The 13,429-nt window shown below is 63.6% G+C and carries 11 protein-coding genes; 9 read left to right on the top strand and 2 right to left on the bottom strand.

Features of this window, described 5'->3' with window-relative positions; translation table 11 throughout:
• Nucleotides 1-18: 18 nt before the first annotated feature.
• From HUI96_RS15855 to HUI96_RS15815, 9 genes are all read left to right on the top strand, one after another.
• Nucleotides 19-651 carry a Uma2 family endonuclease gene (locus HUI96_RS15855; protein WP_237684155.1) on the top strand — a complete coding sequence of 211 codons (633 nt, stop codon included), beginning with the start codon at nucleotides 19-21 and terminating at the stop codon, nucleotides 649-651.
• 177 nt (nucleotides 652-828) lie between these two features.
• Nucleotides 829-1,986, top strand: a complete 1,158-nt coding sequence (locus HUI96_RS15850; RefSeq protein ID WP_188255646.1) for an ABC transporter substrate-binding protein — start codon at nucleotides 829-831, stop codon at nucleotides 1,984-1,986.
• A 200-nt stretch (nucleotides 1,987-2,186) separates the two neighbouring features.
• On the top strand, nucleotides 2,187-3,185 hold the full coding sequence (locus tag HUI96_RS15845; RefSeq protein WP_188255645.1) for an ABC transporter ATP-binding protein: 999 nt from the start codon (nucleotides 2,187-2,189) through the stop codon (nucleotides 3,183-3,185).
• Nucleotides 3,186-3,276: 91 nt separating this feature from the next.
• Nucleotides 3,277-4,245 carry an ABC transporter permease gene (locus HUI96_RS15840; protein WP_188255644.1) on the top strand — a complete coding sequence of 323 codons (969 nt, stop codon included), beginning with the start codon at nucleotides 3,277-3,279 and terminating at the stop codon, nucleotides 4,243-4,245.
• Nucleotides 4,235-5,050, top strand: coding sequence for an ABC transporter permease (locus HUI96_RS15835; RefSeq protein WP_188255643.1), 816 nt, complete (start codon nucleotides 4,235-4,237; stop codon nucleotides 5,048-5,050). The genes HUI96_RS15840 and HUI96_RS15835 overlap by 11 nt, the downstream gene beginning before the upstream one ends.
• 46 nt (nucleotides 5,051-5,096) lie before the next feature.
• Entirely contained in the window at nucleotides 5,097-6,524 is a 1,428-nt protein-coding gene (locus HUI96_RS15830; RefSeq protein WP_188255642.1) for a gamma-aminobutyraldehyde dehydrogenase, read from the top strand.
• A 183-nt stretch (nucleotides 6,525-6,707) separates the two neighbouring features.
• On the top strand, nucleotides 6,708-7,559 hold the full coding sequence (locus HUI96_RS15825) for a sugar phosphate isomerase/epimerase family protein (RefSeq protein ID WP_188255641.1): 852 nt from the start codon (nucleotides 6,708-6,710) through the stop codon (nucleotides 7,557-7,559).
• Between the two features lie 126 nt (nucleotides 7,560-7,685).
• Complete coding sequence (locus HUI96_RS15820; RefSeq protein WP_188255640.1) at nucleotides 7,686-9,002, top strand: N-acetylmuramidase domain-containing protein; 1,317 nt, start codon at nucleotides 7,686-7,688, stop codon at nucleotides 9,000-9,002.
• A gap of 532 nt (nucleotides 9,003-9,534) precedes the next feature.
• Entirely contained in the window at nucleotides 9,535-11,124 is a 1,590-nt protein-coding gene (locus HUI96_RS15815; RefSeq protein ID WP_188255639.1) for a trimethylamine methyltransferase family protein, read from the top strand.
• A 57-nt stretch (nucleotides 11,125-11,181) separates the two neighbouring features.
• Here the strand turns inward: HUI96_RS15815 and HUI96_RS15810 are convergent, their stop codons facing one another.
• Both HUI96_RS15810 and groL read right to left on the bottom strand, forming a co-directional pair.
• Nucleotides 11,182-11,598 (bottom strand): DUF982 domain-containing protein, encoded by a 417-nt coding sequence (locus HUI96_RS15810; protein WP_188255834.1) that lies wholly within the window; start codon nucleotides 11,596-11,598, stop codon nucleotides 11,182-11,184.
• Nucleotides 11,599-11,794: 196 nt separating this feature from the next.
• Entirely contained in the window at nucleotides 11,795-13,423 is a 1,629-nt protein-coding gene (gene groL, locus HUI96_RS15805; protein WP_188255638.1) for a chaperonin GroEL, read from the bottom strand.
• Nucleotides 13,424-13,429: the final 6 nt, after the last annotated feature.

Genomic DNA, 13,429 nt, shown 5'->3' with positions numbered 1-13,429 from the left:
ATAGGGAAGCCTGTTTGCTTGTACTTGCCGGTCGATGCTATCTTCGCCGCCATGAACCAGCCCTTCCGCTCACCCGAGCTGTCGCCCACCACGCAGGCTGCCGAGGGCCTGATGCGCCGGCGGTGGACGGTGGCGGAGATCGAGGCGATGGTTCGCGCGGGGATCATCGACGAGGACGAGCGTTTCGAGCTCATCGGGGGGGAGATCGTGCCGATGAATGCCAAGGGCATCCACCACGAACTTCTGAAAAATGCGCTCAATCTGCACTTCGCCACGACGCTTCCGGGCGCGTTCCGCTTCGCGGTCGAGACGACCTTCCGCCTGAGCGAGGACAGCTTCATCGAGCCCGATTTCATCTTCTTCCGGAAGGCCGATGGATTGGCCAACCTCAATCCGCACACCGCCCTGCTCGCCGTCGAGGTCGCGGATTCCAGCCTTTCCTGGGACCTTGGCCGCAAGGCGAGGATCTACGCGAACTTCGGCATCCCGGAGCTTTGGGTGATCGAGGCGGTGTCCCGCACAGCACATCTGCACGCCGCGCCAGGGCTGGAAGGCTATGGCGATGTTCGCATGCTGGACGAGGGCCAGGCCCTTGTCTCGGCCCATGTACCGGGACTCTCGGTCAAGCTCTCGAAACTGGAGGATATCTGACGCGGTAGCGAAAGGCACGGTTAGTTGCCTGCGCTAACTCAAATCCCCGCGTCGGTATCGGAAATACCGATATCGCCGTTCTGACAAATGGATTTGCGAACGCGGCGCTTTCGGGCCACCTTCTACAAAGGATCATGTCGCCGCTGGGGAAGGCGACGTCCTCGATGGGAGATGACGATGAAAGCATTTCTGAAGTCATGTACGGCCTTGGCCGTCGCGCTTTCCATGTCCGGGCAGGCGATGGCCCAGCTCAAGGAGATCGGCCCGGCCGAGGGCCAGGTCACCATTATCGCATGGCCCGGCTATATCGAGCGCGGCGAGACCGACAAGAGCTTCGACTGGGTCACCAAGTTCGAACAGGCGTCGGGCTGCAAGGTGAACGTGAAGACTGCGAACACCTCCGACGAGATGGTCGCCCTGATGAACGAGGGCGGCTTCGACCTCGTTACCGCATCCGGCGACGCCTCGCTCAGACTGGTGGCCGGCAAGCGGGTGCAGCCGATCAATGTCGACCTGATCAAGAGCTGGTCCGCCGTCGATGACCGTCTTAAGAATGCGCCCTGGCATACGGTCGATGGCGTCCACTACGGCGTCCCGTACATGTGGGGCCCGAACGTCCTGATGTACAACACCAATGTCTTCAAGGAAGCGCCGAAGAGCTGGAAAGTCGTCTTCGAGGAGATGACGCTGCCCGATGACAAGACGAATGCCGGCCGGGTCCAGGCCTATGACGGCCCGATCCATATCGCGGACGCTGCGCAATACCTGATGCACCACAAGCCTGATCTCGGCATCAAGAGTCCGTATGAGCTCAACGAGGACCAGTACAAGGCGGCGCTCGACCTTCTGCGCCAGCAGCGCAAGCTGGTCGGCCGCTACTGGCACGATGCGTTCATCCAGATAGACGACTTCAAGAACGAGGGCGTGGTCGCGTCGGGCTCCTGGCCTTTCCAGGTCAACCTCCTGAAGTCCGAGAAGCAGCCCGTGGGCTCGACCATCCCCGAGGAGGGTGCGACCGGCTGGGCCGACACGACGATGATGCATGTCGACGCGCCCAATCCGAACTGCGCGTACATGTGGATCGAGCATTCGCTCTCCTCCAACCTGCAGAGCGACCTGGCCGTCTGGTTCGGCGCCAACCCGTCGGTTCCGGCCGCCTGCACCGATGGCCGCGGCATGCTGACCAAGGAAGGCTGCACCGCCAACGGCTTCGACGACTTCGAGAAGATCCGCTTCTGGACGACGCCGACGAGCAAATGCGCCAGCCAGAACGATCAGTGCGTGCCCTATTACCGCTGGGTGTCGGACTATATCGGCGTGATCGGCGGGCGGTAGTTTCGCCAGCCTATTGCCCCTCACCCTTACCCGTGCCTGGGCAAGCCACTTGTCTCGCCCGTCCTTCGGACCTCCGTGAAGAACGGGGAGGGCGCGGGCGTCAGCGTCGCGGCCAAGCTTTCCTCTCCCCATCGACGGGGCGAGGATGGCGGCAGGCAGGTGAGGGGCAGTACTGCGTGTGAAGCATGGACACCTGCGAAATGACCCCTGCCGTATCCTTCACAAAAGTCTCGCGTCACTTCGGCACCGTGCGTGCCGTCGACGCGGTCGACCTGGAGATTCAGCCGGGTGAGTTCTTCGCCATGCTCGGGCCTTCCGGCTCCGGCAAGACGACGTGCCTGCGCCTGATCGCCGGCTTCGAGCAGCCGACGGCGGGCCACATCCGCATCTTTGGTGAAGAAGCCCAGGGCGTCCCGCCCTATCGGCGCAACGTCAATACGGTGTTCCAGGACTACGCGCTGTTCCCGCACCTGAACGTGCTGGACAACGTCGCCTATGGCCTGATGGTCAGGGGTATCGGCCGCGCCGAGCGCCACAAGGCGGCGGAGGAAGCGCTTGCGCTCGTTCGCCTGCCCGGATTCGGCGCGCGAAAACCCAGCCAGCTTTCCGGCGGGCAGCGGCAGCGGGTGGCGCTGGCTCGCGCTCTGATCAACAGGCCCAAAGTCCTGCTGCTCGACGAGCCGCTCGGCGCGCTGGACTTGAAACTGCGCGAGAGCATGCAGGAGGAGCTAAAAATCCTGCAGACGTCGCTCGGCATCACCTTCGTCTTTGTCACGCATGACCAGGGTGAGGCGCTGTCGATGGCCGACCGGGTGGCAGTCTTCAACGAAGGCCGCATCATGCAGGTCGGCACGCCGCAGGACATCTACCAGAAACCGCGCTCGCGCTTTGTCGCCGACTTCGTCGGATCCTCGAACGTGCTGCCGCCGGATTTCGTCCAGCGCTATGCCGGCCAGAGGCGCTGGGGCAGCCTCAGGCCGGAGTCGATCCGGGTCGCGCGCCAGGCGGCGGGCGAGGGGGTCCAGGCCCGGGTGGTTGCTCTGAACTATCTGGGGTCGGCGACCCGCCTTTCTCTCGACGCCGGCGGCCTGCGTCTCCACGCGACCGTCCCCGCCGGCGCCGCTCTCCCGGAACCCGGCGAGCACGTGGCGCTCACCTTCAACCGCGAGCAACTGCATCTGATGGAGGAGGGGGCGTGATAACTGCTCGCCCCGTTACTTTCCGGCCGCTCCGAGGCACCCCCATCCCGTACCCCTCCCCTCGAGGGGGAGGGGAAGCGCGGAGCGCCTCATGACCGCCGCGACAATCACGTCTCCGCCGGCCAACCCCGCCATTCTCCCGGCTCGCGGCGGAATCCTGAGCAGCCTGTCGGACCTGTTCTGGCGCCGGCCGAAATTCCTGCTGCTGCTGATGCTCCTGCCGCCGCTTCTGTGGCTGGGCATCGTCTATCTGGGCGCGCTGCTCGCGCTGCTGCTGCAGAGCTTTTTCTCGATCGACGAATTCTCGGGCATGATCAACCGGGAGTTCACGCTGAAGACCTATAGCGAGCTTCTGCTGCCCTCCAACATCGACATCATCTTGCGCACCGTCACCATGGCGGCCTTGGTGACCGTCGCTTCGGCCGTGATCGCCTTTCCGATCGCCTATTATGCGGCCCGCTACGCCCGCGGCAAATGGAAGGCGCTGTTCTATCTCGGCGTCATGCTGCCCTTGTGGTCCAGCTATCTGGTGAAAGTCTACGCCTGGAAGCTGATCCTGGCGAAGGAAGGCATTCTTGGCTGGCTGCTGGAGAAGCTGCATCTCACCTGGCTGCTCGACGCGTGGCTGTCGCTGCCGATCGTCGGCGGCAATTCGCTGTCGGTCTCCTTCACCGGCACTTTCATCGTCTTCGTCTATGTCTGGCTGCCCTTCATGATCCTGCCGATCCAGGCGGCGCTGGAGCGGGTCCCGGTCAGCCTCACAGAAGCCTCGGGCGACCTCGGCGCCTCGCCCGGCCAGACCTTTCGCCATGTCGTCTTTCCGCTGGCGCTGCCCGGCATCGTCGCCGGCTCGATCTTCACCTTCTCGCTGACCCTCGGCGACTATATTATCCCGCAGATCATCGGCACGTCCCGGCTCTTCATCGGCCAGGCCGTCTACGCGCACCAGGGCACGGCCGGCAACATCCCGCTGGCTGCAGCCTTCACCGTGGTCCCGATCGTCATCATGGGCTTCTATCTCTGGGCCGCCAAGCGCATGGGGGCGTTCGATGCGCTCTGACCGCTCCACTTCCGCGCCTCTTGCCCTAAAACTCGCCGCCGCGGCCGGGCTGCTGTTCCTGCACCTGCCGATCCTGCTCATCTTCGTCTATGCCTTCACGACCGAGGAGAAGACCTACCAATGGCCGCCGCCGGGCTTCACCCTCCGCTGGCTGGCCGTCACCTGGAACCGCCCCGACGTGTGGCAGGCCTTGTCGCTGTCGGTGAAGGTCGCGGCCCTTTCCACGGTGATCGCCATCGTGCTCGGCACGCTCTGCGCGGCCGCGGTCAGTCGCACAAGGTTCTTCGGCCGCGAAACGATCTCGCTGCTGGTGATCCTGCCGATCGCCTTGCCCGGCATCATCACGGGCATCGCGCTGCGCTCGGCCTTCAGCCTGATGGAGATACCCTTCTCGACCTGGACCATCGTGCTCGGCCACGCGACCTTCTGCGTGGTCGTGGTCTACAACAATGCCGTCGCCCGCTTCCGCCGCACTTCCGGCTCGCTGATCGAGGCGTCGATGGACCTCGGCGCCGACGGCTTTCAGACATTCCGCCATGTCGTCCTGCCGAACATCGGCACGGCTCTGCTGGCCGGCGGCATGCTCGCCTTCGCGCTCTCCTTCGACGAGGTGATCGTGACCACCTTTACGGCGGGCCAGCAGCAGACTGTACCAATCTGGATGCTGGAGGAACTGGTGCGGCCGCGGCAGCGCCCCGTCACCAATGTCGTTGCGATGATTGTGGTGCTCGTCACTGCGCTGCCGATCCTCGTTTCCTATTACCTCACCCGCGATAGCGACCAGATTGCCGGGGCGGGAAAGTGAACTGGCATGCGCCGGAATCAAAGCAGCCTTTAAGGGAGAACCTATCATGGACACCTCAATGCTGATCGGCTCGAAATTCGAGGCTGGCACCGAGACCGAGGAGGCCATCCTCGACCCCAAGACCGGCGAGACGATCCTGAATCTGCCGGAAGCCAGCCAGTCGCAGATCGATGCGGCGGTATCCGCAGCGCAGGCCGCCTTCGCCAACTGGTCGCGCACGACTCCCGCGCAGCGCTCCGGCTATCTGCTCAGAATAGCCGAGCGCATCGAGGCCGAGGCGGAGGAATTCGCGAGGCTTGAGGCGCTGAACTGCGGCAAGCCGATCAACGCCGCACTGAACGATGAGATCCCTGCGATCGTCGATTGCTACCGCTTCTTCGCCGGCGCGGTGCGCACCATGCCCGGCGTTGTCGCGGGCGAATACCTGCCCGGCTTCACGTCGATGGTCCGGCGCGATCCGGTCGGCATCGTGGCCTCGATAGCGCCATGGAACTACCCGCTGATGATGATGGCGTGGAAGCTGGCCCCGGCGATCGCCGGCGGCAACACGGTCGTGTTCAAGCCTTCGGAGCAGACGCCGCTGACCGCACTTAAGCTAGCGAAGATCCTCGCCGAAATCCTGCCGGAAGGGGTGGTGAACGTGGTGCTGGGGCGCGGCGAGACCGTCGGCAACGCGCTGATCAACCATCCGAAGGTCAACATGATCTCGATCACCGGCGACGTCGCCACCGGCAAGAAGGTGCTGCAGGCGGCCGCCAAGTCGGTGAAGCGCACGCATCTCGAACTCGGAGGCAAGGCACCCGTGATCGTCTTCGACGATGCGGACCTCGAGGCGGTGGTCTCCGGGTTGCGCGCCTTCGGCTACTACAATGCCGGCCAGGATTGCACGGCTGCCTGCCGCATCTATGCCGGCAAGGGCATCTACGAGAAGCTGGTGGCGGACCTGTCCTCAGTGGTCTCGACGATCAAGTACGGCCAGCCAGACGATACGGAGAACGAGATCGGCCCGCTGATCTCGCAGCGCCAGCGCGATCGGGTGTCCTCCTTCGTGGAGCGGGCGGCGGAGCTAAAGCACATCGAGATCACCACCGGCGGCAAGCCGGGAGCAGGCAGCGGCTTCTTCTACCAGCCCACGGTGGTGGCAGGCGCCCTCCAGGAGGACGAGATCGTGCGGCGCGAGGTGTTCGGCCCGGTGGTCTCGGTGACGCGCTTCTCCGATGTCGATGAGGCGGTCGCCTGGGCGAACGATTCCGACTACGGCCTCGCCTCCTCGGTCTGGACCAAGGACGTTTCCCGCGCCATGGCGACGGCTGCGCGGCTCCAATATGGCTGCACCTGGATCAACACCCATTTCATGCTGACCAACGAGATGCCCCACGGCGGCCTGAAGCAGTCCGGCTACGGCAAGGACATGTCTCTTTACGCGCTGGAGGATTACACCGCGGTGCGCCACGTGATGGTCGCGCATGGCTGAACCGATAGGGGAAACCCATTGATGGACCCGGCCGGCTGATCCGACCGGGTGTCCAATGTCTATACGATCAACGCCTTCGTCTAGCCGAGTTTGGGCCGGTGCGAGAATGCCGGCCCGTCTACTGATACACCTGGTCCGACCAGATGCGATGAGCTATGCTTCCCCGCTGCGGGAGGGGGATTCATGAAGATCGGCTTCTGCATGTTCCTGTGGACGACCAGTGTCACGGGAAAGCACGAGAAACTGCTGAAGGACATCAAGGCGACCGGCTATGACGGCGTCGAGATCCCGATCTTCGAGGGCGAGCCGGACGACTACAAGCGACTGGGCGAGATGCTCGACCGCATCGGGCTGGAGCGCACGGCCGTCTCGGCCATGGGCGATCCGGCCATGAACCTGATCGGCACGTCAAAGGAGCGCAAGGCTGGCATCGCCTACATGAAATGGGCGATCGACTGTGTCGCAGTGCTCGGCGCCGACACGCTCTCCGGGCCGCTCCATTCGACGCTCGGCCGCTTCACCGGCACGGGCCCGACGCCTACCGAGAAGCGTCGATCGGTGTCCTCACAGCGCGCCATCGGCGATCATGCCGCGGCGAAGGGCGTCACGATCGGGCTGGAGGCGCTCAACCGCTTTGAATGCTATCTCGTCAACACCATGGCCGACCTGTGCGCCCATCTCGACGAGATCGGCCATCCGAACATCCGCGCGATGTACGACACTTTTCACTGCAACATCGAGGAGCAGGATCCGATAGGCGCCTTCACGCGGCACACGGACCATATCGTCCACGTCCACATATCTGAGAACGACCGTGGCGTGCCCGGCCGCGGCAACATTCCCTGGAAGAAGACTTTCACGGCGATCCGCGAGAGCGGCTACGACGGCTGGCTCACGATCGAAGCCTTCGGCCGCGGCCTGAAGGACCTTGCGGCCGCCACCAAGGTCTGGCGCGACTTCGCCGAGAGCCCCGAGGCGGTGTACCGCGAGGGCTACGAGCACATCCGGAAGGGCTGGAAGAGGGCATCAAGCTAGGTCGTCCGATACAATAACATCAGTCCCGGCGATGCGACTTAAAGTTGCATTGCATCAATTGGACGCGTATAACGAGAGTGCACCAGACGGTTAATCCCGCACCGCAACTAGGGGGAGGTACTGCGAATGACTTTCGACGACGCAACGCTGGACGGCATCAAGGACGAAGCCGCGAGGTTGAAGATCGAATGGGAGGTCCTCGCCGCCGTTACATTGGTTGAAAGCGGCGGACGGCCACTGTGGGATGGTCTTTGCCCTATCCGAATTGTAGGGCACTACTTCTACAGACTGCTGCCCAAAGAGAAACGCGACCAAGCCAGAAAGGCAGGCCTCGCCGATCCCAACGCCGGGAAGGTCAAGAACCCGGCGAGAATGGCTGATCGGTATGCGCAACTCCAGCGCATGATCGACCTCGACGAGGAAGCTGCGCTTGCAAGCTGCTCTTGGGGGCTCGGCCAGGTCATGGGAGACCATTGGAGATCCCTCGGATACGAGAATGTGCAGGAACTGGTAGCCGATGCGAAGGGATCGATAGCCGGCCAGGTTCGGCTTATGGGGCGCTTCATCGAGCGGAATCTTCTGGTCGACGAACTGCGCCGGAAGGACTGGGCGAGCTTCGCGCTCAAGTACAACGGCAAGGGCGCGCTCAAGAACGGCTACGACGTCAAGATGGCGGCGGCCTATGCAAAGATAGTCAAGGATGCCGGAAGCTATGCGTACGCGCTGAATTCCGTCGATTTGATGCTTGAACGGGGCGCCAAGGGCGCATCGGTGCGCAGCCTGCAGAACAAGCTGCACAAATTTAGATACTATAACGGTGCCCTTGACGGCGTTTTCGGAGGAGGTACTGAAGCGGCTGTCATGGATTTCCAGAGAGACGCAGGCTTGCAGGTCGATGGCCGAGCCGGACCGATCACCATGGCAAGGCTGGATGGCTGGACCGCTGCCGATAGCGCACACGCCAAGCCCAATGGCGTTGCTGACGTAGTATACAAAAATCAGCAGGCGATACGTAACAGGCCGTGCACCACGCAACTGGTCCAGGCCCTCGGATCTGCCGTCCACGCTGTGTTCGGCCCGGGCATGCAAGCGCAGATCTACAGCGGCGGGCAGCCAAGGTTCGGCACCCCCGGAAAGCGCACGGGAAGCATCCGGCATGATGATTACGGCCTAGGCGGCAGAGCGCTGGATGCCTGGATCATCGACAAGAACGGTGATCGGCTCACCGGCAAAAATCTCGCTAAGTTGGGGCAGTATTGGCTGGCATCAAACCTGGGCGGCTGTGGACTCGAGATGGCGACCGGCGGCATACATCTCGACGAATGGACCACTCCACCCCCAGGCGGAGGGATGTACTGGATGTATCCCTACGCGGAGAAGCAATCTTGGGGCAAAGATGTTCGTCAGATGCTGATTGACGGAACACGCGGCATCATGCCGTAATCCCTTTGCGGTTTTGGCCGCCATTCTTGCGAGGCGGGGATATGTCCCACTTCGCCTCGCCTGGCCGCCGACGATGAAATCTGGCCAGGATACCGCGAGGGCTGCAAATACATCAGCATGGGCTGAAAAATGGCCGCCGCACAGCGGCTCCGGGCTCGCCCTTCCACGCCGACCCGCGCTTCAAAATTTTCTAGCATTGGCGATTGGGCTGCGCCCGCGGCAGACCCAACTTATCCCACTCTATAGCTCTCCAAGGTGCTGATCTCCGATTTCTGCTCGCCCATGTTACGCCCTTGCTATTGGGCGCCGGCGGCCTGCGCAGCCTTGCCGGGACTAACGGGTCGGCGGATCATTGCGGGCGGTGGGCCGGAGGAGAAAACGGTCACGTGCGATCACTCAGCCGCCGGAAGCGCCATTGGCACAGACGACGAATAGCGCTGGCCTATCTGCCGCGAGCCTTCGGATTGAGATACGCTGAGCGGTGTTGGAGCAGCGCGCCTTGAGGGCCGTTGCGGGAGGTGATTGGGGACACATGTCGAGCGCAGTCGAAACCCAGGAAGTGCAACTAGAAACACGCTCGCGCCGGTCGGGAGGGCGAGAGGCGAGGCGGGCAATGAGGGCCGCGCCGCTGGCCGATGACGTTAGGCCAATCCGCCCCGGCCTCGAGGGCGGCCAGTACAAGCCTCTCGTCCGAGATGATCTGGAGCGGATCCACGAAGCGGTGCTGACGCTGCTCGAAACGGTCGGTTTCGCCAATGCCATTCCGAGTTGCATCGAAGCGCTCACGCGTGTGGGTGCGGAGATGGGCAGCGACGGCCGCCTGCGCTTTCCGCGCGGCCTGGTCGAAGCGACCATCAAGAACGCGGCGCGCGACTTCACGCTCTATGGTCAAGACCCCAAGCACGATATGATCATATCGGGCTCGCGGGTGCATTACGGCACCGCCGGCGCGGCCGTGCATCTCGTCGACGTCGAGAAGCGCGAATATCGCGAGTCGATGCTGCAGGACATCTATGACGCGGCGCGGCTCGTGGAGGGCCTCGACAACATCCACTTCTTCCAGCGGCCGATGGTTCCGCGTGACGTTCCGGACCCGCTGGCGATGGACTTCAACACGCTCTACGCCTGCGTGATGGGCACGTCGAAGCATGTCGGCACCTCGTTCACGGTCCGCGAGAACGTCGCTCCGGCCCTCGAGATGCTTTACGCGATTGCCGGGGGCGAAGAGAATTTTCGGGCGCGCCCCTTCGTCTCCAACTCCAACTGCTTCGTCGTGCCGCCGATGAAGTTCGCCGAGGATGCCTGCGGCGTGCTCGAGGCATGCATCGAAGGCGGCATCCCGATCCTGCTGCTCTCGGCCGGCCAGGCTGGTGCGACTGCCCCGGCCGCGATCGCCGGTGCGGTGGTGCAGGCCGTCGCGGAGGTGCTTGCCGGCCTGATCTACGTCAACGCCATCAAGCCCGGCCATCCCGCAATCTTCGGCACGTGGCCGTTCGTCTCCGACCTGCGCACCGGAGCGATGTCGGGCGGCTCGGCCGAGCAGGCGCTGCTCACCGCGGCCTGCGGACAGATGGCGCAGTTCTACAACCTTCCGGGCGGATCGGCCGCCGGCATGGCCGACTCCAAGCTGCCCGACATCCAGTCGGGCTACGAGAAGGGCATCACCAACGTCATGGCTGGGCTGTCCGGCCTGAACCTGGTCTATGAATCGGCCGGCATGCACGCCTCGCTCCTCGGCTTCTGCCTGGAAAGCCTGATCATCGACAACGACATGCTGGGCCATTGCCAGCGCTGCGTGCGCGGCATCGAAGTGACTGACGAGGCTCTCTCCGTCCAGACGATCGCCGATGTCTGCATGAACGGCCCCGGCCATTATCTCGGCCACGAGCAGACGCTGAGGCTCATGCAGACGGAATATTTCTATCCGGCTGTGGGCGACCGCTTCTCGCCGAAGGAATGGAACGAGAAGGGCCGGCCCGACATCCTGTCGCGCGCCATCGCCGAGAAGAAGCGCGTTCTGGTGGATCGCTTCCCGCGGCATGTCTCGAAGCTGATCGATGACCGCCTGCGCACCCGCTTCGGCGACCTGATCAAGCTGCCGAGAGGGCAGATGGGGCTCTAGAGGTTTTCAATCCTCCTCCACGGGGCCCATAAGGGCCCACGGATGAATGTTTCCCCCTTATCCGGCCGCTTTGCGGCCACCTTCTCCCCGCTGGGGAGAAGAGGAAGGCGCCGGCCTCCGCGATCTCCTCTCCCCGTAGGGGAGAGGTCCGCCGAGCAAAGCGGAGGCGGATAAGCGGGAATTTTTGGCTTGGCCCGGAGCACCTAAATTTACCCGGCGCTCAGCGCGGCCCCGCTCGCCCACTAACTGTGACAACTCGCGCACCGCGGCGAGGAAGCGACGACGCGCCTTTGCCGGCGGCGCCCAGCCATCGAGCGTGTCAAGGCAGGTTCTCACAGCAGCCCGATAGTTGCGGCTGGCGCCTATGGCCTTGTGCTGTTCCAGCCATTCCAGCGCTTCCCACGCCGACCCCACGGCGCGCCTAGCCTGGCCTTCGACAATCTCCACGGGGGTGGGGAACCGTCTGTCGTTCATGAAGAAACTCCAACTCACTTGCAGCCCGCCGAAACGGTACATGTGCCTTGAGGTTCCCTCGTCTGACCGAGTCGCAGTGCATTCGTGTGACACGCGGCCGGGACTTTCCCGTCGCGGCCGCTACCAGCGGGCGATGAATCTGAGATTCTCATAGGGCAGCGCCCGCCCTGGGCGAGCGGGCGCCGGTTCGCTCTCCTCAGAAATCCATGCCGCCCGGGGGCATTGCCGCAGCAGCGGATTCCTTCTTCGGCTTCTCGGCCACCATCGCCTCGGTGGTGACCAGCAGGCCGGCGACGGAGGCTGCATCCTGCAGCGCCGCGCGCACGACCTTCGCCGGATCGATCACGCCTTGGGCATAGAGATCGCCGAACTCGCCGGTCTGGGCGTTCCAGCCGAAGCCGAACTCGGTCTTCTCGCGCAGCCTGCCGACGATGATCGAACCTTCGGCGCCAGCATTCTCGGCGATCTGGCGCACCGGTGCCTCGATCGCGCGGCGAACGATTTCGATGCCATGCTTCTGGTCGGCATTGTCGACGGTGAGATTGTCGACTGCCTTCGCGGCCCTCAGCAACGCGACGCCGCCGCCGGGCAAAATGCCTTCCTCGACCGCCGCACGGGTGGCATGCAACGCGTCGTCGACGCGGTCCTTCTTCTCCTTGACCTCGACTTCGGTCGAGCCACCGACGCGGATCACCGCTACGCCTCCTGCAAGCTTGGCGAGGCGCTCCTGCAACTTCTCGCGGTCGTAGTCGGAGGTGGTATCCTCGATCTGCTGCTTGATCTGGGCGACGCGGCCCTGGATCTCTTCCTTTCGGCCGGCACCGTCGACGATGGTCGTGTTCTCCTTTTCGACGACCACCCTCTTGGCACGGCCGAGCATCTGCAGCGTCACATTGTCTAGCTTGATGCCGAGATCCTCGCTGACGGCAGTGCCGCCGGTCAGGATGGCGATGTCCTCGAGCATCGCCTTGCGGCGGTCGCCGAAGCCGGGTGCCTTGACGGCCGCGACCTTTAGGCCGCCGCGCAGTTTGTTGACCACCAGCGTGGCAAGCGCCTCACCCTCAACATCCTCGGCGATGATGAGCAGCGGCTTGCCGGACTGCACGACGGCCTCGAGCACCGGCAGCATGGCCTGCAGGTTAGAAAGCTTCTTTTCATGGATCAGCACGTAGGGCTCCTCGAGCTCGACGCGCATCTTGTCGGGGTTGGTGATGAAGTAAGGCGAGAGATAGCCGCGGTCGAACTGCATGCCCTCGACCACGTCGAGTTCGGTGGTGGCGGTCTTGGCCTCCTCGACAGTGATCACGCCTTCGTTGCCGACCTTCTGCATCGCCTCCGCGATCATCTGGCCGACGGAATCGTCTCCATTAGCGGAAATTGTGCCGACCTGGGCGATCTCGTCGTTGTTGGTCACCTTGCGGGCATTGACCTTCAGCTCCGCGACGATCGCATCGACTGCCTTGTCGATGCCGCGCTTGAGATCCATCGGGTTCATGCCCGAGGCGACGGCCTTGGCTCCTTCCTTCACGATGGCATGGGCAAGCACGGTGGCTGTGGTGGTGCCGTCGCCGGCGACCTCGCTGGTCTTCGATGCCACTTCGCGCACCATCTGCGCGCCCATGTTCTCGAACTTGTCGACAAGCTCGATTTCCTTGGCGACGGTGACGCCGTCCTTAGTGACGCGAGGCGCGCCGAACGACTTGTCGATGACGACGTTGCGGCCCTTGGGACCCAGCGTCACTTTCACCGCATCGGCCAGGATGCTGACACCGCGCAGCATGCTCTCGCGCGCGTCCGAATGGAATTTCACTTCCTTGGCAGCCATTTGGAT

The organism is Pseudaminobacter soli (ex Zhang et al. 2022), assembly GCF_014595955.1.
In the GTDB taxonomy this organism is placed as follows: domain Bacteria; phylum Pseudomonadota; class Alphaproteobacteria; order Rhizobiales; family Rhizobiaceae; genus Kumtagia; species Kumtagia pseudosoli.
The sequence above is the reverse complement of the archived record's forward strand: the minus strand, read 5'-3'. Positions and strand labels throughout refer to the sequence as shown.